This is a genomic window from Bacillus sp. BB081 (assembly GCF_008368895.1).
Classification (GTDB): domain Bacteria; phylum Bacillota; class Bacilli; order Bacillales; family Bacillaceae_G; genus Bacillus_A; species Bacillus_A wiedmannii.
The window spans coordinates 308488-335476 of record NZ_QOZX01000002.1; the positions used below are offsets into that span (position 1 = coordinate 308488).

The window sequence follows — 26989 nt, forward strand, 5'->3', positions numbered from 1 at the left end:
ACAAGTCTTTTGCTTATGCAAAGGGCTTGTTTTTCTATATTTTCTAAAATACGATGAGTGATAGAGAAGTGAATTGTTTTTATAGGCTTGCAACAACTACTATAAATTCATTATCATGGAGACAGACTGACAAGAGAAGGAGTAATGGAAATACATGAATGAAGTAAAGCTTTCAAAACGATTAGAAGAAGTAGTGCGTGAAATACCGGTAGGATCTACAGTAGCTGATATTGGATCGGATCATGCGTATTTACCGTGTTATGCAATTATAAATAATATTGCTACAAAAGCAGTTGCTGGAGAGGTTGTAGATGGACCATTTCGCTCTGCACAAGCAACTGTAGCTGAAAGTGGCTTACAAGATAAAATAGATGTGCGTAAAGGGAATGGATTAGCTGTTATCGCGCCAGGAGAAGTAGATGTAATTACGGTTGCTGGAATGGGCGGAGCGTTAATTCGTGACATTTTAGAAAGTGGTAAAGAAAAATTAGAAGGGGTAACTCGTTTAATTTTACAGCCGAATATTGCAGCGCATCACATTCGTGAATGGTTTATTGAGAATGGATGGGAGCTTATCCATGAAAAAATCGTAAAAGAAGATGGGAAAATTTACGAGATTTTAGTAGGTGGGCGAGGAAACATCGCGGTGCCTTATTCTGAGAATAAACAAGCGGAATTATTTATGGGGCCATTTTTAATAAAAGAAAAAGGTGAAGCTTTCGTTGAAAAATGGGAAGGGGAATTAAAAAACTTCCAAAATATTTTAAAGCAGTTAGAACGTGCGGCTGATTCTGAAGAAACAAAAGCGAAGCGTGCGGAAGTAGAAGCGAAAATGAAAATGATACGGGAGGTTTTATCATGAGTAAAATTCCAAATGGCCATGAAATTATTTCTTTATTTGAAAGTATGTATCCGAAGCATTTGGCGATGGAAGGAGATAAGATTGGCCTGCAAATTGGAGCGCTTAATAAACCCGTACAACACGTATTGATTGCGTTAGATGTAACGGAGGAAGTTGTGGATGAAGCAATTCAATTAGGGGCGAATGTCATTATTGCGCATCACCCTTTAATTTTTAATCCGTTAAAAGCGATTCATACAGATAAAGCGTACGGAAGAATTATTGAAACGTGTATTAAAAATGATATTGCCATTTATGCAGCACATACAAATGTGGATGTTGCTAAGGGCGGGGTAAATGATTTACTTGCTGAGGCGTTAGGATTGCAAAATACAGAAGTTTTGGCACCGACATATGCAGAAGAAATGAAAAAAGTTGTTGTGTTTGTGCCAGTAACTCATGCAGAAGAAGTACGAAAAGCATTAGGAGACGCAGGTGCTGGTCATATCGGCAATTATAGCCACTGTACGTTTAATAGCGAGGGTACAGGCACGTTTGTACCTCAAGAGGGAACAAATCCTTATATCGGGGAAACTGGGCAGTTAGAACGCGTAGAAGAAGTGCGAATCGAAACGATAATTCCAGCTTCATTACAACGAAAAGTGATTAAAGCAATGGTAACGGCACATCCATATGAAGAAGTAGCATATGATGTGTATCCACTTGATAACAAAGGTGAAACATTAGGGCTTGGAAAAATAGGATATTTACAAGAAGAAATGACACTTGGACAGTTTGCGGAACATGTAAAGCAATCATTAGATGTGAAGGGCGCAAGAGTTGTTGGGAATTTAGATGATAAAGTGCGTAAAGTAGCTGTACTTGGTGGCGATGGTAACAAATACATCAACCAAGCTAAATTTAAAGGAGCGGATGTATATGTAACAGGTGACATGTATTATCATGTTGCTCATGATGCTATGATGCTCGGTTTAAATATAGTTGACCCAGGACATAACGTTGAAAAAGTAATGAAGCAAGGTGTACAAAAGCAATTACAAGAAAAAGTGGATGCAAAGAAATTCAATGTACACATTCATGCTTCGCAATTACATACAGATCCATTTACATTTGTATAAGAAAAATAAAAACCGTTGCTCGTATAGGCAACGGTTTTTATTATTGTTCTTTTTTGACTTTTACACGAGGTAATATTTTTTGTAACGGTACTTTTCGAACTCTCTCCCATGTAGCGGGATTCATTGGATCATATTGATCTAAGAAAGCGATAACTTCTTTTGTAATTGGAGTTGGAGTAGAAGCACCTGCTGTAACAGCTACGTTTTCTACACCTTGTAGCCACTCTAATTTAATCTCACTTACGTCTGCAACGCGGTATGCTTTCGTACCAGCGATTTCTTGTGATACTTGTGCTAAACGGTTTGAGTTGTTACTTTTCGGATCACCGACAACAATTGTTAAGTCTGCAACATCAGCTTGTTTAGCGACAGCTTCTTGGCGAACTTGAGTTGCTAAACAAATTTCTTTATGGAATTCTGCTGTTGGGAATTTTTTCTGAATGTCCTCCATTAAATGTTGAACATCCCATTGGCTCATCGTTGTTTGATTTGTAACTAAAATTTTATCTGTTGGAATTTCTAATGTTTTTAAATCATCAGCTCTTTCGATAAGGTGAACGATGTCAGGTGCAATACCAACTGCGCCTTCTGGTTCTGGATGATTTTTTTTACCGATATAAATGACATGGTAACCTTCAGCTTTCTTTGCTTCAATAAGATCATGTGTTTTTGTAACATCTGGACAAGTGGCATCGATTGTCGTTAAACCTTTTTCTTTTGCGCGTTGTTTAACTTCTGGAGAAACACCGTGTGCTGTGAAAATAACAGTACCAGATTCGATTTTATCTAAAATTTCTAATCGACTTGGACCGTCTAACGTAATGATGCCATCTTCTTCGAATGCATCTGTTACATGTTTGTTGTGAACAATCATACCTAAAATATAAATAGGTCTTGGTAATGATGTATCTAATGCGGCGTTACGTGCAATAACCATCGCGTCCACAACACCGTAGCAATAACCACGAGGGGAAATTTTAACAATTTTCATATGAGTAATCCTCTCCTTCTAAACAAGGGATACTTTTGTGCATAGTCTTTTACATTATAAAGGAGGAATGGATAGAAAACAAAGGATTGTTACACATATAGTTTTGGTTTTGTTGCTATTTTTTGAACAGGCTCCTCTCGTAATTCTTTTTCTATGACAGGCTCAATCACTATTTTTTTTCTTTTTCTTTTTTTTTGTGGAGGAGGTGGAGTTGCTACCTCAACCTTTTCTGTTATGTCTTCAGTTGGATTTTTAGTTGGATCTTCTTCCGTACTTTTCCCAGAGGTGAGGATTTTAACGATGCTTGGTAGGTTACGCATAATAGGACCGTACTGTTCGACGACAGGGCTTACAGATTGAACGACTTGGGATACTTTTTCAATATTGTTTATCATATTAGTTGGATTCGAAATTAAATTTGCAAAAAAACTGCCGATGCCGCTACTTGATGCTGCTGTAGTTGCTGCACCGCCGCGCGTTTCATTTGATTCATACATTTGAGGGGGGATCATTTGCTCTGGATGTTGCTGCATGTATGGTTGATATTGTTGTGAGTACTGCTGCGGGTATTGCTGTTGGTATCGGTATTGTTGTTGATATTGGGGCGGCGGTTGTTGGTGCATCATTGGCGGCGGTCCATCCATTTGTCGATAAGGTGGAACCATTTGCATGAAAGGCTCGGTTGGATCGTGTTTTTTAAAGAGTTTAGCAAGGAAACCTTTCTTTTTTTGCGCCATCGGTGGTAGTTGTGGAATTGGATATGGTGTATAAGGTTGCTGTCCTTGATTCGGATACATTTGCCTTGTATGGGATTTTGGAAACATGTGAGAAATCCTCCTTTCTTCAGTTAGGTATATACACATACAATATGCAATAAGAGGGAAGAAGGTTAGTTTTTGAAGTAAAAACCTAAACTAAAGATGGATTTTACTTGTAGATTTCGATATAATGTAGACTTGGCTGATTTGTGCGCGCAGTAGAAATTTAGAAAGAAGGTGTAACTTATGACACAACAAACTTTTACACAGTATGATTTTAAACCATTTTTAATAGATGCAGTTCGTGAACTACGCTTTACAGAGCCGACAGGAATTCAAAAGAAAATTTTCCCGGTCGTGAAAAAAGGTGTAAGTGTAATTGGACAATCCCAAACAGGTTCTGGGAAAACACATGCATACTTACTTCCTACATTGAACAGAATTAATGCAAGTCGTGAAGAAGTACAACTTGTTATTACAGCGCCTACTCGTGAGTTAGCACAACAAATTTACGAAGAAATCGTGAAATTAACAAAGTTTTGTGCGGAAGATCAAATGATTACAGCACGTTGTTTAATTGGTGGAACTGATAAACAACGATCAATTGAAAAGTTGAAAAAACAACCTCATATTGTAGTTGGAACACCAGGACGTATTAAAGATTTAGTAGAAGCACAAGCATTATTTGTTCATAAAGCAAATACTATTATTGTCGATGAAGCAGACTTAATGCTTGATATGGGATTCATTCATGATGTAGACAAAATTGCATCACGCATGCCTAGAAACTTGCAAATGCTAGTTTTCTCTGCAACAATTCCTCAAAAACTAAAACCGTTTCTGAAGAAATATATGGAGAATCCAGAGCATATTCATATCAATCCAAAACAAGTTGCGGCTGGGAATATTGAGCATTATTTAGTACCTTCTAAACATCGTAACAAAATCGATTTAGTGAACAAAATGTTGCTACAATTTAAACCGTATTTAGCAGTTGTTTTCACGAATACGAAGAAGATGGCGGATCAGGTTGCTGACGGATTAATGGAACGTGGCTTAAAAGTTGGACGAATTCACGGAGATTTATCACCGCGTGATCGTAAAAAAATGATGAAACAAATTCGTGATCTTGAATTCCAATATATTGTTGCAACTGATTTAGCAGCACGTGGTATTGATATTGAAGGAATTAGTCATGTTATTAACTACGAACTTCCATCAGATTTAGATTTCTTCGTTCACCGCGTTGGAAGAACAGCACGTGCGGGGCATTCAGGTATTGCAGTGACGATTTATGATCCAGCAAACGAAGAAGCGTTAGATAGTTTAGAAAAACAACGTCATATTGAGTTCAAGCATGTAGAGTTACGCGGAGATGAGTGGGCGGATTTAGGTGAACGTCGTCGTCGTAAGAGCCGTAAAAAACCAAATGACGAACTTGATGTTATGGCAACGAAAGTTATTAAAAAGCCGAAAAAAGTAAAACCAAACTATAAACGTAAACTTGCAACAGAACGTGATAAAGTGAAGAAAAAATATAGCAATAAAAAAAGATAAGGGGAGCCCCCTTATCTTTTTTTATCCGGATATTTGCGGGATAATAATCGGTGGGGAATGGAAAAACACTGATTAAAGTTTCGGTGTAGCTAGTTACAATTTGCGTAGTGTTTTAAGAACAAACAATTCGCTACATATTTCTACAAATTATGCTATCATTATATCTATTGTATATTGAAGAGGTGATTGTATGTTAAAGATTGGATCTCATGTTTCTATGAGTGGTAAGAAAATGTTATTAGCAGCAAGTGAAGAGGCTGTTTCATACGGTGCAACGACGTTTATGATTTATACAGGTGCACCGCAAAATACACGAAGAAAACCAATTGAAGAATTGAACATAGAAGCAGGAAGAAAACATATGGAACTAAACGGTATTGAGGAAATTATCGTACATGCGCCATATATTATTAATCTTGGGAATACGACGAAGCCAGAAACATTCCAATTAGGTGTAGACTTCCTTCGCATGGAAATTGAAAGAACATCGGCATTAGGTGTAGCGAAACAAATCGTTCTTCACCCAGGTGCGCACGTTGGTGCAGGAGCGGATGCTGGTATTCAACAAATTATTAAAGGGCTTAATGAAGTATTAACGCCAGAGCAGACGGTTAACATTGCGTTAGAAACGATGGCAGGAAAAGGAACAGAATGCGGTCGTAGCTTTGAAGAAATTGCAAAGATTATTGATGGTGTAAAATATAATGAAAAATTATCAGTATGCTTTGATACGTGTCATACGCACGATGCAGGATATGATATTGTAAATGATTTTGACGGCGTATTAAATGAATTTGATAAGATTGTTGGTATGGATCGTTTGCAAGTACTTCATATTAATGATAGTAAAAATGTATGCGGCGCAGGAAAGGACCGTCATGAAAATATCGGCTTCGGTCATATCGGTTATAAAGCGTTACATCATATTGTGCATCATCCGCAGTTAATGCACGTACCAAAAATCCTTGAAACGCCATATGTAGGTGAAGATAAAAAAGATAAGAAGCCGCCATATAAATTAGAAATCGAAATGCTGAAAAATGGTACTTTTGATGAAGGGATTCTTGAGAAAATTAAAACGCAATAAGCAATAAGGAGGGGATTTTCCCCTCCTTATTTTAGTAGTTGCTGAAATAAAGTATTTACTTGTTGGGCAGTAGCAGGGGAGGTTACTTTTGCTATTTGTTTTAAGAGCTCTAGCCGTTCGTCATTATCGTAAATGTTAATATTCTTTCCTTTCATAAGTAAAACAATTTGATCCGCTTGTGCAGTCGTAATAGAAACTTCATACTCTTTACTATATTTCAATAACTCTTTTGTAGAAATATGATTTAATTTTTTATTTACAAGTTGTTTAATGAGGTTCATTGAGTTATCCTCCTTCACACGTTCTTCTATCGAAATATATGAGTACGTAGCTTGTACATATTCGTATAGAGTTTCTTTTTTCATGAGAAAAAGAAGCGTATGTTATAATATAAGGACAAAACTATAGAAAAAGAGTATAAGGAGGACTTATGGAACAAAAGCAACACCGAAAAGAAAGTGTTATCCATCTTATTTATCGTTTAGTTATGATTATTTTTGGGGCAGCATGCGCAGCGGTAGCGATTGAACTATTTTTAATGCCAAATAAAATTATTGATGGTGGAATTATTGGTATTTCTCTTATATTAGATTATCTTACTCCTAATATTTGGTGGTTAAGTTTCTCTACTTTAGTCGTTATTCTCAATATCCCATTTATGTATTCAGGTTATAAGCAAATCGGAAAAACGTTCATGTTATCTTCGGCGTTCGGTATTGTAGCTTTAGCGTTTATTGAATCAACGTTACATGCTGTTCCGCCATTTACAACAGAGCCGATTTTAGCAACAGTGTTTGGTGGTCTTATTTTAGGTATTGGTGTAGGGCTCGTTATTCGCCATGGTGGATCAATGGACGGAACAGAAATTATGGGTATTTTATTAACGAAGAAATTACCTTTCTCTGTTGGCGAATTTGTAATGTTTGTGAACTTATTCATTTTTGCATGGGCAGCATTTGTATTTGGTGTTGAACAAGCTATGTATTCTGTTATGACGTACTATATCGCATTCAAAACAATTGATACAGTCATTCAAGGTTTAGATGAAACGAAAGCAGTTTTAATTGTATCAGATCAATATGAGGAAGTATCAAATGCGATTTTGCATCGTCTTGGTCGTGGAACTACAAAGCTTGTAGCGAAAGGCGGTTACACGGATAAAGAAAAAGAAGTTATTTATGCAGTTGTAACGCGTCTGGAAGTGACGAAGTTAAAATCAATTGTGTATGAAATTGATGCGAATGCGTTTGTTACGATTATGAATACACAAGAGACAAATGGTGGCAAGTTTAAATCGGCTATCCACTAGAAAATTTATCTAGTAAAAGCCCTCGCCAATCGTTAGGGGATGGCCTCATCTGATTAAGGTTTCATTTTATAGGAATATTTTTCGGAAGCAGAGAATTTTTCTCTGCTTTTTGTTATAATAGTAAGGTTTCTTGAAAAAATTGATATATTTTAGGCAGATTGGTTTACAACTATAATAAGCTGTACTATAATTCAAATAGATATAAATCGGAATCATTCTGAATTAAAATAGGTGAGATGCTATGAATAATATATTAGAAATAGAAGGATTGTCATTTCGATATGAAGATCGAAATGTGTTAGAAGATATTAATTTGCAAGTTCCGAAGGGAGCTTTTTTAGGTTTAGTTGGGCCAAATGGTTCTGGGAAATCAACTTTGCTAAAATGTTTATTAGGCGTTTTAAAGCCAAAACAGGGAAGTATTCGTTTGTTTGGTGTTGACAGTAAGAAGTTTAAAGAATGGAACAAAGTTGGTTATGTGTCGCAAAAGGCAAATAGCTTTAATTCTGGTTTTCCGGCCACTGTTTTTGAAGTTGTATCAATGGGACTCGTTTCGAAAAAAGGGCTGTTTCGCTTTTTCACGAAAAACGATAAGGAAAAGGTAGAAAAAGCGATTGCTGATGTAGGGATGAGTGCGTTTCAAGGGCGCAATATCGGAGAACTTTCTGGTGGACAACAACAGCGTGTATTTATTGCTCGTGCGCTCGTTAGTGATCCTGAATTACTTATTTTGGACGAGCCTACTGTTGGAATCGATGTGAAGAATGTAGAAAGTTTTTATGAGATATTAGAGGATTTAAACAAAAGGTTAGGAATCACATTAATTCTCGTTACTCATGATATGGGAGCTGTTACTGAGAAGGTAACACATGTTGCATGCTTAAACCAACATCTACATTTCCATGGAAATGTAGAGAAGTTCCGAGAGTTAGAAGATGCAGAAATGTCCGTCTTATATGGACATCATGTTCATCGTTTAGAACACGAGCATGAGCATCACGGGAGGATATAATGATACAAGATTTTTTACAATATGACTTTTTACGGAACTCTTTATATGCAGGGATTTTAATAGGACTTGTTGCGCCGCTTATCGGTGTATTTGTTGTCATTCGCCGAATGTCGCTTATTGCGGATGCTTTAAGTCACGTGACATTATCGGGTATTGCTGCAAGTTTACTACTAGAAAAAACAATTTTCACAGGAGGATTTTTAAATCCGTTATATATGGGAATGATTTTTTCTATTGGTGGGGCGTTACTAATTGAAAAATTGCGTACTGTATATAAACATTATCAAGAATTAGCAATTCCGATTATTCTTTCAGCAGGAATGGGGATTGGGGTTATTTTTATATCACTTGCAAATGGATTTAACACTGATTTATTTAGTTATTTATTTGGGAGTGTAAGTGCTGTAACAAGTACGGATTTAATAATCATCGGCATTGTAGCAATTGTTGTTATTGTAACGATTACTTTATTATACAAAGAGTTATTTTTACTATCGTTTGATGAGGAATATGCTGTATCAACCGGTTTGAGTGCAAAGTGGATTCACTTTATTTTCATTATATTGGTTGCTCTTGTTATTGCAGTATCAATGCGTGTAGTAGGGGTTCTTCTCGTATCATCATTAATGACGTTACCAGTTGCAGCAAGTATTCGTATTGCAAATGGATTTAAACAAACAATTTTCTTTTCCATTTTATTTGGTGAAATTGCAGTAATTGGTGGAATGTTTGCTTCATATCAACTTGATCTAGCACCAGGTGGTACAATTGTTATGATAGCAGTTCTTATTTTAATTGGTGCGATTTTATGGAAAAAGAAAAAAACTGCATAAAGTAGGGATAGATATGAATCTAACAGAAGCTTTACGCCTAATGAAAGATAAAGGATACAAACATACTGGGAAAAGGGAAGAAATGCTCAGGTTATTTGCAGCTCACAATCGTTATTTAACGGCGAAAGACGTTTTAGAGCATATGAAGGATGATTATCCAGGTCTTAGCTTTGATACGATTTATCGTAACTTAACGGTGTTTGCTGAAATCGGTGTTTTAGAACAAACGGAATTAAATGGTGAAAAACATTTTCGTTTTACATGTTCTATTATGGAACATCATCATCATTTTATTTGTTTAGATTGCGGGGGGACGAAAGAGATTACTTCCTGCCCGATGGATTTTATGAATAAAGATTTTAACGGTTATGAAGTAACCGGGCATAAGTTTGAAATATACGGCCGTTGTCCAAAATGTGCAAAATAAGAACTCGTCGGTTACATAACTGACGAGCTTTTTTACGTAAAAAAGAAGGTTGCCCACAAATATTGTGGCAACCTTCTTTTTATTGTTCTTGTGTTTCTTTTTCTTTTTCTTTTTCTCGTTCAGCAGCCATTTCAGCAGCAATTACATCGATTTCTTTTTTCAGTTCTTCTACCATTATTTCTTCTGGTACTTTACGAACAACTTGCCCTTTACGGAATAATAATCCTTCTCCACGTGCACCGGCAATACCGATATCAGCTTCACGAGCTTCACCAGGACCGTTTACAGCGCAACCAAGTACTGCAACTTTAATTGGTACTTTTAGTGTAGAGATGTATTCTTCCACCTCGTTAGCGATGCTAATTAAATCAATTTCAATACGACCACAAGTTGGACAAGAAATAAGTGTTGCTGCATTAGATGCAAGACCGAATGACTTTAATAGTTCACGCGCAACTTTTACTTCTTCAACTGGGTCAGCACTTAATGAAATACGTAGTGTATTTCCGATGCCTTTATTTAAGATTGCGCCAAGACCAGCGGCACTTTTTACAGTTCCGGCAAATAATGTTCCGGATTCTGTAATACCTAAATGTAATGGGTAATCAAAAGCACGAGCAGCTTTTTCGTATGCTTCAATTGCTAAGTTAACATCAGAGGCTTTCATAGATACGATAATATCGTGGAAATCTAAGTCCTCTAAAATTTTAATATGATGTAGGGCACTCTCAACCATACCATCTGCAGTTGGGTATCCGTACTTTTCTAAAATGTGACGTTCTAATGAACCTGCGTTTACACCGATACGAATTGGAATACCGCGTTCTTTTGCCGCATTTACAACAGCTTCTACTTTATGGCGACGACCAATGTTACCTGGATTGATACGTACTTTATCAATGCCGCCTTCAATTGCTTTTAAAGCAAGACGATAATCAAAATGAATATCAGCAACAAGTGGAATGTTGATTTGTTTTTTAATATCAGCAATAGCATTTGCTGCGCGTTCGTCTGGAACAGCAACACGGACAACTTGACAGCCAGCTTCTTCTAAACGTTTAATTTCAGCAACTGTTGCTTCAACATCATGTGTTTTTGTTGTTGTCATACTTTGTATAATTAATTCATTATTACCGCCAATTGTTAAATTACCGACTTTAACTGGACGTGTTTTTGTACGATGAGTCATTTCATTCACGAATAGATCGCTCTCCTTATAAAAGAAGTTTCTTATTTAGTCCCTCATATCAATGAAAGTATACGTGATACAGGGCTATAGAAACCGAAGTGCTCGGTTTCACTTTTACTATTGTATCAGCGCCTTTATGTAATTGACAAGGATTAAGTGATTGCTCATTGATATAACGGGAATTTATAAGACTTTCCAATTTGTATTTTTGTAGCAGATGTACTTTTGTTTAGTTGTTTAAAGTCATCAATTACCTTTTCAATGGAAGGGATTTTTTTCTTATTAATTTGTTCGGTAATAGAAAGAACTGTCTCACCTGTTTTGACTTCAATTGTTTTATAAGTTACATCTGTTTCTTTTTCTGCTTTGTTCTCTTTATTTTGTTTTGTATCTGTATTTTCTTGCTTTATCGTTTGGGCCGCGGTTGTTTTTTTATATGAACTTAACATCGGTAAAGTGCCGATTTTTATATCGTAATAAAATATATAACCAAGAACAAGCACGAATAAGAATATACCTAATCTTTTCATATTCTTCACTCCTTTGCTAGGAATATATGCTTGTCCAAAAAAAAAATGCCTATTTAGGCATTTTTTCGTTTTTATTTTTCTTTCGGTTTTGGAACTTCTTTAATCGTTAAGTAAAGAACAATTAAAACAACTGCGATATAAATAAATGTTGAACCAGGTACAACGATTTTGAATAGATCCATAATCATAAAGAAGATTGTTGGGATTGTGTAGCTGTATGCAGTTAACGTCCATACTTGCTTATAAGATAATTTACGTTGACCACTCATAGCAGAACCTATAAACGCAAGTAAAGTAATTCCTAAGAAAGTAATAAACAATTGGAATAGGTATACTAACACGCCGATAACGGCTAGTAAAATTGGATAAATACTATCGAATACAGAAATGAAATCTTGTAAATCTTTCTTCTCAAGAGATGTCCCTAATAAATCATTATAGGAGTATGTTTGTGTTTGACCATTTCCTATAGAAACTACTTTATCTTTTAAAATAAATAAACCAGTTTTGTTTTTATATGTTTCTATATCTGTTGTATTGGGATCAAATACGAAAAGAGCATCTCCTTCTTCCTTTTGAATAGGTTGTTCAATATCTGCTTTTAGTTCACCGTTTTCGATTTTAAAATCAGGTAAATCTTTTTCAATCGCTTGATTTACCATGCTGACACTATCTTGGATAAAGCTGCCGTAAAAGAATGTTCTTGGAATAGTAGTGATTAGACAAAGTAGCATAATATACAAAATGGTTTTTCCGATTTTTTGAAAACGGAATAGCGCCATATCTTTAGGCGAATATACGCTTTTTGCTAATTGGGTAAATATGGACATAGATTCACTTCCTTTATGTATGTATAAAATCATTGTAACGTAGGAATCTAGAGAATCTCAAGATATATTATATTTACATATAGTGGAGATAACTAAATTTCTTTTTATTAATTTTCTTCTTTTATATGAGAAAAATACAATTGACACTTTTCTTTGCCATATGGTAAATTTATCTTACATTTCTTAAAGGATATATCCGATAGGAATGCCTTTATTTGATATGTTGTTACACACATAATTGTGGACCCTTAGCTCAGCTGGTTAGAGCAGACGGCTCATAACCGTCCGGTCGTAGGTTCGAGTCCTACAGGGTCCATATCCATTTCGCATGTTTATTATGTCAGTGGGAAGCTTCCTTGTAGAAGGGAGCTTTTTTTACGGAATATATGAGCATTTTAATTGAAAAGAAGTGGGATTTTTGCTACGTTAATGATAGCAAGACAATGTGATTTATTTGTTTGCACCCTATGGCAATTAGGGTAGAATGAAGTTGTATGTCACTTAAGTGGCAATACATAAACTGGGAGGAATATAACAATGGCAAAACACGAATTACCAAATTTACCTTATGCGTATGATGCTTTAGAGCCTCACTTTGACAAAGAAACAATGAACATCCATCATACAAAACATCATAACACTTACATTACAAACTTAAACGCTGCTTTAGAAGGTCATGCAGAATTAGCTGACAAAAGCGTAGAAGAATTAGTTGCAAACTTAAACGAAGTACCAGAAGCAATCCGTACAGCAGTACGTAACAATGGTGGCGGACATGCTAACCATACATTCTTCTGGACAATCTTATCTCCAAACGGCGGCGGACAACCAGTAGGCGAACTTGCAACTGCAATTGAAGCGAAATTCGGTAGCTTCGATGCATTCAAAGAAGAATTCGCAAAAGCTGGCGCAACTCGTTTCGGTTCTGGTTGGGCTTGGTTAGTAGTAAACAATGGTGAGTTAGAAGTAACAAGCACGCCAAACCAAGATTCTCCTCTAACTGAAGGTAAAACTCCAGTTGTAGGTTTAGATGTTTGGGAACATGCTTACTACTTAAATTACCAAAACCGTCGTCCTGACTACATCGGTGCATTCTGGAACGTTGTAGATTGGAACGCTGCTGAAAAACGTTACCAAGAAGCAAAATAATTGTAATAACGATAGAAAAAGCTAGGAGAATGCTCCTAGCTTTTTTCTATGCTTTCCTTTTACATAATTGGGCTTGTCTTTGGAAGACTAGAACATGAAGTAAAGGAGAGTTGTGTATGAAGTGGAAACATATAATTGGTGACGTTGAAGTGAATCGGGATTTAGTGTTGTTGCTCCTTATTGGAGGTTTATACACGCTCGCAATTTCTTTATCGAATACGTTTGTTAACATTTATTTATGGAAACAAACACAAAATTATGTGAATCTTGGCTTGTATAATTTGGCCAGCGTTGTATTACAGCCTCTCACATTTCTTATAGGTGGGAAATTAGCGAAGCGTATTGATCGCTCAATCTTGTTACGAATAGGCGTAGGCACGTTAGCTATTTTTTTTATCGTTGTTTTAGTAGCGGGAAAAAGCGCTTCTCACTATATTTTATTAATGGGGGCTCTTTTAGGAGTCGGATATGGTTTTTACTGGCTCGCGTTTAACTTATTAACATTTGAGATTACAGAACCAGAAACAAGAGATTTCTTTAATGGGTTTCTTGGACTTCTTACATCCTTCTCTGGCATGATTGGACCGATAGCAGCTGGATACACAATTTCACGTATGGAAAAATGGAGTGGCTATACGGTCATATTCTTTCTTTCGTTAGTGTTATTTGCAATTGCTGTTATTTTAAGCTTTTTTGTATCTAAGAGAGAATGTGAAGGACGGTATGAAATTGTACAAGTATTGAAAGAGCGGCAGATTGATAAAAATTGGGGAAGAATTACACGTGCTCATTTTTTTCAAGGGTTGAGAGAGGGAACGTTTATTTTTGTGATTTCCGTGTACGTGTATTTAGCGACGGATAGCGAACTCGCCTTAGGAAAATATAGCTTAGTAAATTCTGCTGTATCATTTGTATGTTACTACTTAGTCACTCGTATGTTAAAGAAAGAGTGGCGGAAAAAAGCAATTTTGCTTGGAGGCATTATTTTATATGCTGTCGTATTTTTAGTTATATTCAACGTTACATACGCAAAATTACTTATTTATGCAGCGTGTATTGCGGTTGCATACCCTATTTTGCTTGTTCCGTACGGGTCCATGACATATGATGTAATTGGCAGAGCGAAAAATGCGAGAGAGTGGCGTGTAGAGTATGTAGTTGTCCGAGAATTATGGTTAAATGCAGGAAGAATTTGCTCGATTTTAAGTTTTTTATGTGCTGTACTTTTCTTTCCGCCCGAAAAAAGTTTACCTTACTTATTATGTATTTTAGGTGCAGGACATTTTCTTATTTATTTTGCAGTTAAAAATGTCAAATATGATGAGGGAAATGCAAGTAAAACAAGTGTTGTAACGCAAGCAAATGCGCAGAATCAAACAGAACCAGAAGGTTAACTTCTCGGTTGTTTTATGCTAGAATAGAAAAAGATGTAAGACAGCAGTGAGGACACCTGTATGAAGGTGTCCCTTTCACATTACATAGCTGTTGGTAGAGGGGGTTTGTATGAGCAAGAAGCAGAAACAACAAAAGAAAAAGACTCACGTTCCTTTTCGGTTAAACGTGCTGTTTTTCTGCGTGTTTTTAATGTTCTCCGCGGTTATTGTAAGGCTTGGGTATGTACAAATTGTTCGCGGTGAGGAATATAAGAATGAAGTGGAGAGGAAAGAAAACTCGACGATAAGTAATCCTGTACCACGTGGGAAAATATTTGACCGTTTTGGGCGAGCTGTAGTAGATAATGCAGCTGTACGTACGATTACATTTACAAAAATGAAAGGATCAACTGCAGAGGCTCGCTTAGAAACAGCGAAAAAGCTAGCAGATTTGATTGAAGTACCGACAGATAAATTAACAGATCGCGATAAAAAAGATTATTGGCTTGCTATGCATAAAGAGGAAGCGAAAGAAAAAATTACGAATAAAGATCGTCAAGAGTTAAAAGATAAAAAAATTGACGATAAAGAATTAGATGAGCGTCAACGAAACCGCGTGACAGAAGAAGAAGTGAATCAATTATCTGCAAAAGATTTAGAAATACTAGCAATTAAAAGCAAAATGGACGGCGGATATGCAATGACACCACAAGTCATTAAGAAGGATGCCACAGAAAAAGAATATGCGATTATTAGTGAAAACCTAGCAGCATTACCAGGCGTAGATACGAATGTTGATTGGGATCGAAAATATACGTATGATGATTTATTCCGAAGTGTACTTGGCGGGGTGTCAACGTCTGATGAAGGTTTACCGAGAGAAAGACTAGATTACTATCTTGTTCGTGATTATAATCGAAATGAACGAGTAGGAAAAAGTTATCTTGAACAGCAATATGAAGATAGTTTGCACGGTACGAAAGCGGAAGTGAAAAATATTACAGATAAAAACGGTAATATTTTAGAAACGATTAATGTATCAAAAGGGCAAAGTGGTAATGATCTGAATTTAACAATTGATATGGAATTACAAAAGCGTGTAGAAGAAATTATCACTAAAAGTTTATTGAAATATAAAGGTGGGCAACCTCTTTTAGATCGTGCATTCGTTGTAATGATGAATCCGAAAAATGGTGAAGTTTTATCTATGGCAGGGAAACAGTTAGTGAATGAAAATGGCGAAACGAAAGTACAAGATTTCGCATTAGGAACGATGACAAGTTCTTATCCGATGGGATCAACTGTAAAAGGCGCGACAATACTTACTGGATATCAAACAGGCGCGATTCAACCAGGTTCAGTTCAACTCGATGAACCAATTGTATTAAAAGGACCGCTAAAAAAATCGTCTTGGAAGACGATGGGATATATTAATGACCTTACAGCGTTAAAAATGTCTTCAAACGTTTATATGTTTAAAACAGCGATGAATATTGCTGGTGTTCCCTATGTAAGAGGCGGTACGTTAGATATAAAACAAAAATCATATGATACGATGCGTTACTATTTCGGTCAATTTGGACTTGGTGTAAAAACTGGCATTGATTTACCGAATGAAACGGCTGGACAAAGAGGTAGAACAGATCATATGCCAGGTTTCTTATTGGATTTATCAATTGGACAGTATGATACGTATACACCACTTCAATTAGCACAATATGTTTCAACAATTGCAAATGGTGGTTACCGTATGCAGCCGCAAGTTGTAAAAGAAATTCGTCAACCGGCAGTGAAACCAGATGAAGTTGGAAAAGTTGTTCATTCAATGGAACCGAAAGTACTAAACCGTGTAGATATGCCTGAATCACAAATTAAACGTGTTCAGGAAGGATTTAGACAAGTATTTAACGATACAGGTGGTACAGCTGCGAAATACTTTACAGGTGCACCGTATAAAGCTGCTGGTAAAACAGGTACAGCCGAAACTGTGTATGGCGGAGATAAAGAGATTGGTAGAAATGCAAAAGGTGAGCGCAAAGAGACATATAACTTAACGTTAGTAGGTTATGCGCCATTTGAAGACCCTGAAGTAGCATTTTCTGTTGTTGTACCTTGGGTAGATGATAAATCAGGTATTAATGGATATATTAGCCGTGACATTATGGACGCGTACTTTGATTTGAAAAAGGTAGAAAATGGCGAAGCTACAAAAGATGAAATAGATAAGAAAAATAAAGAGCAAGATGATGAATAAAAAAGTTGTAAAAAAAGCACACTATCTGAAAAGATAGTGTGCTTTTTTTTATGGTTCATGCATACGTTTTAATAAAATGGACAAGCATATCATATCGGAAAATTAAGGGGCCTCATAAATGATACTTATGCATCTTTCTGGAGGATAACGGTTTTATGGACCAATCATCAGTGAAGATGAACAATGGCTACGGATTAGAATTTCATCTAATGTTGATTCTTGTGGAACTTTACAAAACTTTTACAAACAATTAAAACCGAATTAATAGTTTAGCAGTATTCTTATATCTGTAATCCTGTTATTTCCGGTTACTTCTAGGAGGAAGAACACGTGAAATGGATAAGTGCATCGATTAAAGTTTTCATATTGTCGACATGTTTCTTTTATGTTGGCACGTCTACTGCATTTGCTGTGAATGAAATGGGAGAAGTGAGAGTTGATGGATCCTCAACAGTTTTTCCTATTATAGAAGCGGTAGCGGAGGAATATACAAAGGTGCATCCAAACGTGAAAATTTCCATCAGTGTTTCTGGAACAGGAGGAGGATTTAATCGTTTCAGTAAAAGAGAAGTAGATATAAATAATGCTTCGAGAGCAATGAAACCAGTGGAAGAAAATGAGATGAAAAAAAACTCCATTCAGTTTACACCGTTTGAAGTCGCTTACGATGGCCTTACGATCGTTGTGAGTCGCCAAAATACTTGGGTAGACAATATGACGGTAGACGAGTTACGTCTATTATGGAGTGAAGATGGAAGCGAAAAGCGATGGTCACAAATTCATTCATCATGGCCACGTGAACAGGTGAAGTTTTATGCGCCAGGTGTAGACTCGGGTACGTATGATTATTTTCAAAATGTCATCTTACAAAATAGTCGCATTGTAAAAAAAGTCTCTTTGTCTGAAGATGATCAAGTTATTATGCAAGGGGTAATGAATGATAAAAATGCCATTGCTTTTGTAGGATATGCTTATTATATGGCCAATCGAGATAAGGTGAGAGCAATAAAAGTGAATGGTGTACTTCCGACGAAAGATACCATTCAATCAGGTAAGTATAAGCCATTATCTAGGCCGTTATTTGCTTATGTAAATGATGCATCTATCCGAAATAAAATGAATGTAGCAAATTATATTGAGTTTATGATTCAGCATGTAGGTAATCTTGCTGAAGAGGTTGGATATGTAAAATTACCAAAAGAAAAATACAATGAACAGCTGCGGATGTTAACAGAAATAAAAAGGTAATGTCAGGGTGGAAAGGGGTTTTCATCTTTGGCTCATAATGACAAAAGTCAAATTACATTTTCTGTACAACATTTGATTGAAAGAAATACAAAACAAAGAAAAAAAACGCAGCGAATCAATCGAATCGTTCCATTATTACTAAAAATAATTGCTAGCGTGTCTATTGTAACGACACTTGGAATTATTTTTACATTGGCAAATGAAACATTGATGTTTTTCCAAGAGATACCATTACTCTCCTTTTTGACGGGAAAAGAATGGTTACCTTTTTTTGAAGATCCTAAATTCGGTATATTACCACTTATATGTGGAACGTTCCTTGTAACAACAATTGCCATGCTCGTAGCAATTCCTATCGGTTTAGCCTGTGCTGTATTTTTAAGCGAATATGCTTCAAACGGTGCAAGGAAAGTATTAAAACCGATGTTAGAACTATTAGCAGGTATTCCGACAATTGTATATGGTTTTTTTGCATTAACAGTTGTCACACCGCTTTTACAACGGATTATACCAGATCTACAGTTTTTTAATGCGATCAGTCCAGGTATTGTTATTGGCTTTATGATGATACCTACAATTGCATCTCTATCTGAAGACGCGATGAGAGCTGTAGCGAAAGGAACGAAAGAAGCTTCGTTAGCACTTGGAGCAACTCGGTTTGAGATGGTAAAACAAGTCGTGTTTCCTTCGGCTTTTACAGGGATTATGGCAGCGATCATATTAGCTGTTTCCAGGGCAATTGGTGAAACGATGATAGTTGTAATTGCAGCGGGATCTACACCGAATGTATCGCTCGATCCGACACACTCTATTCAAACGCTAACAGCCTATATTGTGCAAGTGAGTTTAGGTGATGCTCCGCATGGAACAATTACGTATTACAGCATGTATGCTGTAGGCGCAACTTTATTCTTATTTACTTTTATCATGAACATCATTTCGCAGTCTATTATGCGCCGCTTTAGGAGGGTGACATAATATGCGAATGTTGAATCATAAAAAAATACAAGAGAATATGGCATCACGCTTTTTAAAAGACCGAGTTTACAAATTGTTATTTTATATAGCAATTTTGTTTTCAATAGTAATACTGCTTATTTTACTTTTTCAAATTTTTGAAAAAGGTATAAGTTACCTTTCGTTAGATTTCTTTACAAACTTCGCTTCGCGTAATCCGAAAGAAGCTGGGATTGCTGCAGCTTTGTCAGGAACAATATTATTTATGAGTATTGTTATACCGGTCTCCTTTATATTTGGAGTCGGAACTGCTCTTTATTTAGAGCAATATGCGAAGGAATCTATATTTAAAAAGGTAATAGAAATTAATAATCAAACGTTAGCAGGAGTACCTTCCGTTGTATTTGGATTACTCGGCTTAACTATTTTTGTATATGCTCTTCATTTAGGTGAGAGTATTATTGCGGCGGCACTGACGATGAGTTTACTCGTTTTACCGACAGTTGTTGTAGCGAGTCAAGAAGCGATACGATCTGTATCAAGTTCATTATTAGAAGCCTCTTACGGATTAGGTGCTACGAAGTGGCAAACGATGTATCAAATTGTATTGCCATCTGCTTTCCCAGGAATTATAACGGGTTGTACGTTAGCGATATCAAGGGCGATCGGAGAAGCGGCACCGCTATTAGTTATCGGGGCACTTGCATTTGCAAATTATGTTCCATTTAGTATGTTTGATAGATTTACAGTTTTACCAATTCAAATTTTTAATTGGATGAGTAGACCGCAAGAAGAATTTCAGTACGTAGCAGCTGCTGGGATGATTGTTTTGTTAGGTTTATTACTCTTTATCAATATATTTGTCTTATGGTTACGAAATCGAAAATAAGTTGGAAATGGATGAAAGGGGAATTCAAATGGTAGCAACAGTAGTAAATGTACAGGTGAAAAACGAGGAGAAAATCGAGAATGCACCAAAGAAAGTAGTATTTGATACGAAAAACTTAAATTTATGGTACGGAGAAGACCATGCTTTAAAAGATATTAACTTAAGCATTCATGAGAATGAAGTTACAGCAATTATCGGGCCAAGTGGTTGTGGTAAATCAACGTACTTAAAAACATTAAATCGTATGGTAGAGTTAGTACCAATCGTGCGAACTACAGGTGTAATTGAATACAGAGAGCGCAATATATTTGAAAAATCATACCCAGTTGAAGAATTAAGAACTCATGTGGGAATGGTGTTCCAAAAGCCAAACCCATTTCCGAAATCTATTTATGAAAATGTAGCATATGGCCCGAAAATTCATGGTATTCGTGATAAAAAAACATTGGATGAAATTGTTGAAAAAAGTTTACGTGGAGCAGCGATTTGGGATGAGTTAAAAGATCGTTTGCATGATAATGCATACGGTTTATCTGGTGGACAGCAACAGCGTCTATGTATCGCACGTTGTTTAGCAATTGAACCAGACGTTATTTTAATGGATGAGCCAACATCGGCACTAGATCCAATTTCAACATTAAAAGTAGAAGAATTAATTCAAGAGTTAAAGAAAGACTTTAGTATTGTGATCGTAACGCATAACATGCAACAAGCAGCACGTATTTCAGACAAAACTGCTTTCTTCTTAAGTGGAGAAGTTGTGGAATATACAGATACAAATAAATTATTTACGACACCTTCAGATAAGCGTACAGAAGACTATATTACAGGCCGATTCGGTTGATATCGTTGCAAGGCTAAGAGCAAATACCCTCTTAACAGAGGGTATTTCTTATTTTTACCTCATTTAATTAGAGAAGTAATACTTCTCCTATCTTAAGGCTTACTACAAGTAGGCTAGGTAGGAGATCTATATATAATGGCACATAATATTGAGGGGGAAGAAACAATGGTAAGAGAACAGTTTCAATGTGATTTAAAAATGTTACAGCTAAAGGTGATTGAGCTTGGAGAGCTAGCGAGGGAAGCTTTATTGCTTGCTATGGAAGGTCTTCATAAAAGGGATGTAGAGAAAGCGTTAGAGGTAATAGATGGTGATTATCGTATGGATAATTTAGAAGAGGAAATAAATGATCTTGCGCTTATGCTTATTACGAAGCAGCAACCTGTAGCAAGTGATTTAAGAAGGATTTTCATTTCAATTAAAACAGCGACAGATTTAGAGCGTATTGCAGATCATGCTGTTAATATTGCGAAATCAACAATTCGTCTTGGGGAAAAAGAGGTGGTTGTTAGTTTGCACAATCTTGATGAAATGTTTGCAATTGCAAATAAGATGTTACAGTTAGCGTTAGAAGCATATGAGCAAGAAAATCTAACTTTTGCGAAACAAATTGCCGAAATGGATGATTCAGTTGATGAAATATATGGGAAAGCGATTCGTGAATTTATATCTTCAGTTCCAGCACAACCAGAAGCAATTACACAAATTACACAATTATCCTTTGTGGCGAGATATATTGAGCGTGTAGCAGATCATATTACAAATATTGCTGAAAATGTTTTTTATTTAGTAAAAGGAAAGCATTACTTATTAAATGAATAAAGAAAAAGGCAGGTGAAACATCACCTGCTTTTTTTAGTCAAAACATGACAAAAAAAGCTCGTTGTTTCCTTTAGTTTATGATGATAAGATGTATCATAATATAATGGAAAAAATAGGACATATATGTTGTTCACTTATTAAGGGATATTTTACTAAGTTAATGGTAAGCGCTTTCTTTCGTGATATTGAAAAGGTATATGTATATAGACAGTTTTACCGCCTGTAAAAGCCCGAGTGGTCAGGGCTAATAATCAGTGGGAGATGCACAAAATCCCTACTAATTAAAGTTTCATTTTATACTGCTAGTTAATGCGGGATAGATAATATACATATCGTATATGAAGTTACTGATCATTATATAAGTGGAGGCTGAAGTATATGAAGGGGGTTATTTTAGCTGGAGGAAAAGGACGACGCCTTAGACCATTAACATGTAATACTCCAAAGCCGATGTTACCATTATTAGAAAAGCCAGTTTTGGAATACAATATTGAATTATTACGTCAGCATGGTATTCGTGAAATTGCAATTACTGTTCAGTATATGAGTACGGCCATTAAGCAATATTTTGGAGACGGTAGCAAATGGGGAGTTAACTTGTACTACTTTGAAGATTCTCCCCCGCTTGGAACTGCAGGGAGTATTAAACAAGCGGAAACATTTTTAGATGAAACGTTTGTTGTGATAAGCGGGGATGCGTTAACTGATTTTCAATTATCAGAAGGAATTATGTTTCATGAACAAAAGAAAAGAATGGTAACTATGTTTGTAAAGGAAGTAGAAAACCCACTCTCATTCGGTTTAGTTGTAATGAACAAAGAACAAGAGGTTACACGATATATAGAAAAACCTAGCTGGAATGAAGTAGTCTCTAATATTGTGAATACAGGTATATATATTATGGAGCCAGAAATTTTTTCTTACATACCGCCCCGAGAGTTTTTTGATTTCAGTCAAGATGTGTTTCCGCTATTGGCAAATAAGAACGCGTTATTTGCATATTTGTCAGAAGGTTATTGGTTAGATATCGGTACATTTGATCAATATCGACAAGCACAATTTGATTTGTTAACGAAAAAATTGCAAGTACCTATTCCTTACACGGAAGTATTGCCGATGGTATGGATGGGGGAAGGTGTGACGATTGGAAAAGGAACGAAAATTCACGGTCCTTCTTTTATTGGAGAAGGAGCAAAGATTGGTGCTGGAGCTGTAATTGAGCCATACTCTATTATCGGGAAAAATAGTGTGGTTTCAAGTTATTCTCATCTTCAAAAAAGTATTGTTTTTGCAAATGCGCACATTGGTCAGTATTGCGAGCTATTAGAAACGACCATAGGAGAGCATACAATGGTGGAAGATGACGTTACACTGTTTCAAAAAAGCATTGTAGCGGATCATTGTCATATAGGGAAAAGTACGGTAATTAAGCAAAAGGGAAAACTATGGCCATATAAGGCGATTGACAGCTATTCAGTAGTAGGATCGGCTGGTGTTCAAGAAAGTGAAAAGAGTGCAGGATGGTTGCAAAAAAGCCGTATTGTAGGAAGAGGTAATGTTGAAATCACTCCTCAATTTATTGTGAAGGTTGCGATGGCGTATGGATCTCTTTTTGCCAAAGGAGAAAGTATATTAATTGGAAGTCAAGAACATATAGAAACGACTTCTTATAAAAATCTCTTTCTTCATGCGATTCATGGTATCGGGATTCATACGATGGAATGCAAAGAAATAAACGAGTCACTTTTTCAGTATAGCATTCAGGATTTACAATGTGCAGGTGGGGTTTTCATTCAAGTGGAAAACGAAAAAGAGGTTGTTATAAAGTTATATGGTAAGGAGGGGGTACAATTAACCTATAAGCAGCAAAAAGCGATAGAACAAGTATATATGTCTGAGTCGTTTTATTACGTATGTGAGAAAGAAATGGGGCGGAATAAGCTAGTCCACGTTTCTTTACATGATTATATAGAGGCTGTATTAGAGCGCGTTGATATTGAGAAAATACAAAAACAAAAGTTTCATCTTCTTATTAATAAGAGGAATGATATGTTACAACATTTACTGATGCTCTTTTTACAAAGGCTCGGATGCACAGTTACATGGATTTATGCGGGCGAACAAAAGGATCATGTGAAAGCTTTGATGAAATCAAGCAAAGCAAATATGGCACTTATGTTTTCAGAGCAAGGAAATTATTTCGAGTTATATGATAATCATAGTAATATTTACCAAGGAACAGATTTTGAAGAGGTAGATATTCCAGATTTATTACTTGAATCAGCAGGAAATATTTACCCGATGTCTTTGAAATTAGGAGAATGTTACCTTCTATTTTATACGCAGGATGAAAAAAAGTCGTTTCAAGCGAGATGGAAGCGAGATATTTTATATCGAATTGGAAAATTATTCGAGTTAATAGCATTGCAGGGGAAAACATTTCTCAGCATAGTAGAGCAATCACCGCCGCTTTATCTACTTTGTGATGAAGTTGTATGTTCATGGAATGAAAAAGGAAAAGTAATGAGGAAATTATTGGCTGATATGGAAAGAAAGGAAGAAGGTATATTTGAAGGAGTACAGTTCAAATATACCGAAAAAGAGTGGTCTTATATCGTTTCTGACACAAAACAACCGAAATTTTTAGTGTATTCGCATGCCAGAAACCCAGTAATAGCAAGGGAAAACATGAAAAATCTTATAGAAAAAATTAGACAATATCAAAAGGTGTAGAATTTTTATTTTAAAAGTGGTATTATAGTATAGTCTGATTTAAGTTATTAGTACTGGAGGGAATAAGAATGCGTGTGAATATTACTCTAGCATGTACAGAATGCGGAGATCGTAACTATATCTCAAAGAAAAACAAACGTAACAACGCTGAGCGTATCGAGCTTAAAAAGTATTGCAAGCGTGACAAGAAGTCTACGTTACACCGTGAAACAAAGTAAGCAGTAGGAATATTTTCCTACTGTTTCTTTTTTTATTCGATTCCTCTGTTAAAAGTGATACACTATCATCGTAGAGCAAAGTATCACTGTGAGGGGGAAAGTGTGTGAGAGAAGAGAAAGTACGTTTACGTAAACAAATAATAGAGCACATGAATTCTTTATCAGAAGAACGGTATACAACTTTATCAGAGCAAATTGCATTTTCGTTGTATGCGCAAAAAGAGTGGGCTGAAGCTAAAACAGTTGGAATCACTCTCTCAATGGAAAATGAAGTGAATACATATTCTATTATCGAAAAAGCTTGGGAAGAAGGAAAGCAAGTTGTTGTTCCGAAGTGTAATAAAGGAACACGAACAATGTCTTTCCGGCAAATTAGTAATTTTGATCAATTAGAAACAGTGTATATGAATTTACGTGAACCAATTCCAGCGTGTACGGAAGAAGTGAATGCAGATGACATTGATCTTCAAATCGTGCCAGGTGTAGCTTATACAGAGCGAGGAGAACGGATTGGATATGGCGGTGGGTATTATGATCGTTATCTCGTGCATTATAAAGGGAAAACGCTATCATTAGCTTATAGTTTTCAAATAGTCGAACATATTCCAGTAGAGCCGTTTGATAAAAACGTAGAAAAAATTATTACAGAAAAAGGAACAATGGTTAAAAATGGGCTTGTATAGACAAATAAAAATTGACGAGACTTTTTCTTCTTGATTATAATAAAATATGTGAACGTTTTCTTATTATAATTTTTTATAGTAAGTGAGCATAGAGGGTGATAAAATGGTATCTATTTATGATATTCAGCAATTGCTAAAGAAATTTGGTACGATTATTTATACGGGTGATCGAATTGCAGATTTACAATTAATGCAAGATGAATTGCGTGAATTAAATCAATCACAGTTAATCGATCCACAAGACTATCAAACAGCTTTATTTTTATTGAAGCAAGAAATTCAAAAAGAGCTAAATAAGAATTAGATAAAGGTAGGTAAGCAACATGGAAGAGAAATGGTTAGTTGGGGTTGACCTTGGTGGTACAACAATTAAATTAGCATTTATTAATGTGTACGGTGAAATTTTACATAAGTGGGAAATCCCTACGAATACAAATGAGCAAGGAAAACATATTACGCTTGATGTAGCGAAAGCTATTGATAAAAAGTTAGAAGAGTTAGGTGAATTGAAAAGCAAGTTAATCGGTATTGGTATGGGAGCTCCTGGTCCTGTACACGTGGCGTCTGGAATGATTTATGAAGCGGTCAATTTAGGATGGAAAAACTATCCGTTAAAAGATTTATTAGAAGTAGAAACAGGATTACCTGTTGTTATTGATAATGATGCAAACTTAGCAGCGCTTGGTGAAATGTGGAAAGGTGCTGGTGAAGGAGCAAAAGATTTAATCTGTATGACACTTGGCACTGGTGTTGGTGGTGGTGTAATCGCCAATGGTGAGATTGTACACGGCGTAAGCGGAGCTGCTGGTGAGATTGGACATATTACAGTAGTTACAGAGAATGCTTTCCCATGTAATTGCGGGAAGTCTGGTTGCTTAGAAACTGTAGCATCTGCAACGGGTATTGTGCGTGTTGCTATGCAAAAAATACAAGAGACTAATAAAGAGAGTGTTCTACGTTCTATGTTAGCAGAAGAAGGGCGTATTACATCAAAAGATGTGTTTGAAGCACTTGGACAAGGTGACGAGCTAGCAGGCGAAGTAGTAGAAAAAGTAGCTTCTTATTTAGGGTTAGCTGTAGCGAACCTTGCTAGTACGTTGAACCCAGAGAAAATTGTTATTGGCGGGGGCGTGTCTAAAGCTGGAGATGCACTATTAGAGCCAATTCAACGTTATTTCGAGCAATATGCTTTCTCACGTGCTGTAAAGAGCACAAAGTTAGCGATTGCAATACTTGGTAATGATGCAGGTGTTATCGGAGGAGCTTGGCTTGTAAAAAAGCACAAATACGAAGCGAAGATGGTATAAGTTGTGAAA

General features: G+C 36.1%; 27 protein-coding genes and 1 tRNA gene. 22 read left to right on the top strand and 6 right to left on the bottom strand.

What is annotated here, in order from left to right; all coding sequences use genetic code 11:
* The first annotated feature begins 154 nt into the window (after positions 1-154).
* Positions 155-862: a tRNA (adenine(22)-N(1))-methyltransferase gene (locus tag DN394_RS01665; RefSeq protein ID WP_046957562.1), complete on the top strand. Its 708-nt coding sequence runs from the start codon at positions 155-157 to the stop codon at positions 860-862.
* Positions 859-1980, top strand: coding sequence for a Nif3-like dinuclear metal center hexameric protein (locus DN394_RS01670; RefSeq protein WP_097915795.1), 1122 nt, complete (start codon positions 859-861; stop codon positions 1978-1980). Before DN394_RS01665 ends, DN394_RS01670 begins: the two co-directional genes overlap by 4 nt.
* A 40-nt stretch (positions 1981-2020) precedes the next feature.
* On the opposite strand, the gene DN394_RS01675 is transcribed toward DN394_RS01670, so the two are convergent.
* Complete coding sequence (locus tag DN394_RS01675) at positions 2021-2971, bottom strand: 4-hydroxy-3-methylbut-2-enyl diphosphate reductase (protein ID WP_000706674.1); 951 nt, start codon at positions 2969-2971, stop codon at positions 2021-2023.
* A gap of 89 nt (positions 2972-3060) precedes the next feature.
* On the bottom strand, positions 3061-3795 hold the full coding sequence (gene vrrA / locus DN394_RS01680) for a VrrA/YqfQ family protein (RefSeq protein ID WP_046957560.1): 735 nt from the start codon (positions 3793-3795) through the stop codon (positions 3061-3063).
* Positions 3796-3975: 180 nt separating this feature from the next.
* Between vrrA and DN394_RS01685 the strand changes: the two genes are divergently transcribed.
* Together DN394_RS01685 and DN394_RS01690 are read left to right on the top strand one after the other, a co-directional pair.
* On the top strand, positions 3976-5286 hold the full coding sequence (locus DN394_RS01685; protein WP_000194012.1) for a DEAD/DEAH box helicase: 1311 nt from the start codon (positions 3976-3978) through the stop codon (positions 5284-5286).
* Positions 5287-5476: 190 nt separating this feature from the next.
* Complete coding sequence (locus DN394_RS01690) at positions 5477-6373, top strand: deoxyribonuclease IV (protein ID WP_098085129.1); 897 nt, start codon at positions 5477-5479, stop codon at positions 6371-6373.
* A gap of 26 nt (positions 6374-6399) precedes the next feature.
* On the opposite strand, the gene DN394_RS01695 is transcribed toward DN394_RS01690, so the two are convergent.
* Positions 6400-6654, bottom strand: a complete 255-nt coding sequence (locus DN394_RS01695) for a DUF2624 domain-containing protein (protein WP_001048965.1) — start codon at positions 6652-6654, stop codon at positions 6400-6402.
* A gap of 149 nt (positions 6655-6803) precedes the next feature.
* Here DN394_RS01695 and DN394_RS01700 point away from each other — a divergent pair, with 149 nt between their 5' ends.
* The 4 genes from DN394_RS01700 (at position 6804) to DN394_RS01715 (ending at position 9954) form a co-directional block, all read left to right on the top strand.
* A complete protein-coding gene (locus tag DN394_RS01700) occupies positions 6804-7682 on the top strand; it encodes a YitT family protein (RefSeq protein ID WP_000435955.1) in 879 nt (292 codons plus the stop codon).
* Positions 7683-7923: 241 nt separating this feature from the next.
* Positions 7924-8694, top strand: coding sequence for a metal ABC transporter ATP-binding protein (locus tag DN394_RS01705; protein WP_001059648.1), 771 nt, complete (start codon positions 7924-7926; stop codon positions 8692-8694).
* Positions 8694-9527 (top strand): metal ABC transporter permease, encoded by an 834-nt coding sequence (locus DN394_RS01710; RefSeq protein WP_000613823.1) that lies wholly within the window; start codon positions 8694-8696, stop codon positions 9525-9527. The genes DN394_RS01705 and DN394_RS01710 overlap by 1 nt, the downstream gene beginning before the upstream one ends.
* A 13-nt stretch (positions 9528-9540) precedes the next feature.
* Positions 9541-9954, top strand: coding sequence for a Fur family transcriptional regulator (locus DN394_RS01715; RefSeq protein ID WP_001054512.1), 414 nt, complete (start codon positions 9541-9543; stop codon positions 9952-9954).
* A 79-nt stretch (positions 9955-10033) separates the two neighbouring features.
* Here DN394_RS01715 and ispG read toward each other — a convergent pair whose 3' ends face one another.
* From ispG to DN394_RS01730, 3 genes are all read right to left on the bottom strand, one after another.
* On the bottom strand, positions 10034-11143 hold the full coding sequence (ispG, locus tag DN394_RS01720; RefSeq protein ID WP_122950842.1) for a flavodoxin-dependent (E)-4-hydroxy-3-methylbut-2-enyl-diphosphate synthase: 1110 nt from the start codon (positions 11141-11143) through the stop codon (positions 10034-10036).
* A 164-nt stretch (positions 11144-11307) separates the two neighbouring features.
* On the bottom strand, positions 11308-11673 hold the full coding sequence (gene yqfZ / locus DN394_RS01725; protein WP_000825418.1) for a protein YqfZ: 366 nt from the start codon (positions 11671-11673) through the stop codon (positions 11308-11310).
* Positions 11674-11744: 71 nt separating this feature from the next.
* Complete coding sequence (locus tag DN394_RS01730; RefSeq protein WP_000021901.1) at positions 11745-12503, bottom strand: DUF1189 domain-containing protein; 759 nt, start codon at positions 12501-12503, stop codon at positions 11745-11747.
* Between the two features lie 242 nt (positions 12504-12745).
* On the opposite strand from DN394_RS01730, the gene DN394_RS01735 reads away from it, so the two are divergent.
* The 14 genes from DN394_RS01735 (at position 12746) to glcK (ending at position 26980) form a co-directional block, all read left to right on the top strand.
* Positions 12746-12819 (top strand) — tRNA-Ile (locus DN394_RS01735).
* A 221-nt stretch (positions 12820-13040) separates the two neighbouring features.
* On the top strand, positions 13041-13652 hold the full coding sequence (gene sodA, locus DN394_RS01740; protein WP_001052034.1) for a superoxide dismutase [Mn]: 612 nt from the start codon (positions 13041-13043) through the stop codon (positions 13650-13652).
* A gap of 116 nt (positions 13653-13768) precedes the next feature.
* The gene (locus DN394_RS01745) at positions 13769-15046 is read left to right on the top strand and encodes an MFS transporter (RefSeq protein ID WP_000871369.1); all 1278 of its coding nucleotides are present in this window, start codon (positions 13769-13771) and stop codon (positions 15044-15046) included.
* A 109-nt stretch (positions 15047-15155) separates the two neighbouring features.
* Positions 15156-17279 (top strand): peptidoglycan D,D-transpeptidase FtsI family protein, encoded by a 2124-nt coding sequence (locus DN394_RS01750; RefSeq protein ID WP_097915805.1) that lies wholly within the window; start codon positions 15156-15158, stop codon positions 17277-17279.
* Positions 17280-17609: 330 nt separating this feature from the next.
* Entirely contained in the window at positions 17610-18527 is a 918-nt protein-coding gene (gene phoX / locus DN394_RS01755; RefSeq protein WP_098208627.1) for a phosphate ABC transporter substrate-binding protein PhoX, read from the top strand.
* A 27-nt stretch (positions 18528-18554) separates the two neighbouring features.
* Positions 18555-19505 (top strand): phosphate ABC transporter permease subunit PstC, encoded by a 951-nt coding sequence (pstC, locus tag DN394_RS01760; protein ID WP_097915809.1) that lies wholly within the window; start codon positions 18555-18557, stop codon positions 19503-19505.
* Between the two features lies 1 nt (position 19506).
* On the top strand, positions 19507-20373 hold the full coding sequence (gene pstA / locus DN394_RS01765) for a phosphate ABC transporter permease PstA (protein WP_060488268.1): 867 nt from the start codon (positions 19507-19509) through the stop codon (positions 20371-20373).
* Between the two features lie 28 nt (positions 20374-20401).
* Positions 20402-21217 carry a phosphate ABC transporter ATP-binding protein gene (gene pstB / locus DN394_RS01770; protein ID WP_097915811.1) on the top strand — a complete coding sequence of 272 codons (816 nt, stop codon included), beginning with the start codon at positions 20402-20404 and terminating at the stop codon, positions 21215-21217.
* A gap of 165 nt (positions 21218-21382) precedes the next feature.
* A complete protein-coding gene (gene phoU / locus DN394_RS01775) occupies positions 21383-22039 on the top strand; it encodes a phosphate signaling complex protein PhoU (protein ID WP_046957554.1) in 657 nt (218 codons plus the stop codon).
* A 378-nt stretch (positions 22040-22417) separates the two neighbouring features.
* The gene (locus DN394_RS01780) at positions 22418-24772 is read left to right on the top strand and encodes a sugar phosphate nucleotidyltransferase (RefSeq protein ID WP_048565714.1); all 2355 of its coding nucleotides are present in this window, start codon (positions 22418-22420) and stop codon (positions 24770-24772) included.
* Between the two features lie 68 nt (positions 24773-24840).
* Positions 24841-24990: a 50S ribosomal protein L33 gene (gene rpmG, locus DN394_RS01785; protein ID WP_001265616.1), complete on the top strand. Its 150-nt coding sequence runs from the start codon at positions 24841-24843 to the stop codon at positions 24988-24990.
* Positions 24991-25094: 104 nt separating this feature from the next.
* Positions 25095-25673, top strand: coding sequence for a 5-formyltetrahydrofolate cyclo-ligase (locus DN394_RS01790; RefSeq protein WP_098127812.1), 579 nt, complete (start codon positions 25095-25097; stop codon positions 25671-25673).
* A gap of 103 nt (positions 25674-25776) precedes the next feature.
* On the top strand, positions 25777-25977 hold the full coding sequence (locus tag DN394_RS01795; RefSeq protein WP_000253699.1) for a YqgQ family protein: 201 nt from the start codon (positions 25777-25779) through the stop codon (positions 25975-25977).
* Between the two features lie 19 nt (positions 25978-25996).
* Complete coding sequence (gene glcK / locus DN394_RS01800; protein WP_000391711.1) at positions 25997-26980, top strand: glucokinase; 984 nt, start codon at positions 25997-25999, stop codon at positions 26978-26980.
* The last annotated feature ends 9 nt before the right edge of the window (positions 26981-26989 follow it).

Excerpts from the sequence above, each read along its gene's own strand:
- DN394_RS01665 (WP_046957562.1), top strand. The coding sequence starts at position 155 with ATGAATGAAGTAAAGCTTTCAAAACGATTAGAAGAAGTAGTGCGTGAA.
- DN394_RS01670 (WP_097915795.1), top strand. The coding sequence starts at position 859 with ATGAGTAAAATTCCAAATGGCCATGAAATTATTTCTTTATTTGAAAGT.
- DN394_RS01675 (WP_000706674.1), bottom strand. The coding sequence starts at position 2,971 with ATGAAAATTGTTAAAATTTCCCCTCGTGGTTATTGCTACGGTGTTGTG.
- vrrA (WP_046957560.1), bottom strand. The coding sequence starts at position 3,795 with ATGTTTCCAAAATCCCATACAAGGCAAATGTATCCGAATCAAGGACAG.
- DN394_RS01685 (WP_000194012.1), top strand. The coding sequence starts at position 3,976 with ATGACACAACAAACTTTTACACAGTATGATTTTAAACCATTTTTAATA.
- DN394_RS01690 (WP_098085129.1), top strand. The coding sequence starts at position 5,477 with ATGTTAAAGATTGGATCTCATGTTTCTATGAGTGGTAAGAAAATGTTA.
- DN394_RS01695 (WP_001048965.1), bottom strand. The coding sequence starts at position 6,654 with ATGAACCTCATTAAACAACTTGTAAATAAAAAATTAAATCATATTTCT.
- DN394_RS01700 (WP_000435955.1), top strand. The coding sequence starts at position 6,804 with ATGGAACAAAAGCAACACCGAAAAGAAAGTGTTATCCATCTTATTTAT.
- DN394_RS01705 (WP_001059648.1), top strand. The coding sequence starts at position 7,924 with ATGAATAATATATTAGAAATAGAAGGATTGTCATTTCGATATGAAGAT.
- DN394_RS01710 (WP_000613823.1), top strand. The coding sequence starts at position 8,694 with ATGATACAAGATTTTTTACAATATGACTTTTTACGGAACTCTTTATAT.
- DN394_RS01715 (WP_001054512.1), top strand. The coding sequence starts at position 9,541 with ATGAATCTAACAGAAGCTTTACGCCTAATGAAAGATAAAGGATACAAA.
- ispG (WP_122950842.1), bottom strand. The coding sequence starts at position 11,143 with ATGACTCATCGTACAAAAACACGTCCAGTTAAAGTCGGTAATTTAACA.
- yqfZ (WP_000825418.1), bottom strand. The coding sequence starts at position 11,673 with ATGAAAAGATTAGGTATATTCTTATTCGTGCTTGTTCTTGGTTATATA.
- DN394_RS01730 (WP_000021901.1), bottom strand. The coding sequence starts at position 12,503 with ATGTCCATATTTACCCAATTAGCAAAAAGCGTATATTCGCCTAAAGAT.
- sodA (WP_001052034.1), top strand. The coding sequence starts at position 13,041 with ATGGCAAAACACGAATTACCAAATTTACCTTATGCGTATGATGCTTTA.
- DN394_RS01745 (WP_000871369.1), top strand. The coding sequence starts at position 13,769 with ATGAAGTGGAAACATATAATTGGTGACGTTGAAGTGAATCGGGATTTA.
- DN394_RS01750 (WP_097915805.1), top strand. The coding sequence starts at position 15,156 with ATGAGCAAGAAGCAGAAACAACAAAAGAAAAAGACTCACGTTCCTTTT.
- pstA (WP_060488268.1), top strand. The coding sequence starts at position 19,507 with ATGCGAATGTTGAATCATAAAAAAATACAAGAGAATATGGCATCACGC.
- pstB (WP_097915811.1), top strand. The coding sequence starts at position 20,402 with ATGGTAGCAACAGTAGTAAATGTACAGGTGAAAAACGAGGAGAAAATC.
- phoU (WP_046957554.1), top strand. The coding sequence starts at position 21,383 with ATGGTAAGAGAACAGTTTCAATGTGATTTAAAAATGTTACAGCTAAAG.
- DN394_RS01780 (WP_048565714.1), top strand. The coding sequence starts at position 22,418 with ATGAAGGGGGTTATTTTAGCTGGAGGAAAAGGACGACGCCTTAGACCA.
- rpmG (WP_001265616.1), top strand. The coding sequence starts at position 24,841 with ATGCGTGTGAATATTACTCTAGCATGTACAGAATGCGGAGATCGTAAC.
- DN394_RS01795 (WP_000253699.1), top strand. The coding sequence starts at position 25,777 with ATGGTATCTATTTATGATATTCAGCAATTGCTAAAGAAATTTGGTACG.
- glcK (WP_000391711.1), top strand. The coding sequence starts at position 25,997 with ATGGAAGAGAAATGGTTAGTTGGGGTTGACCTTGGTGGTACAACAATT.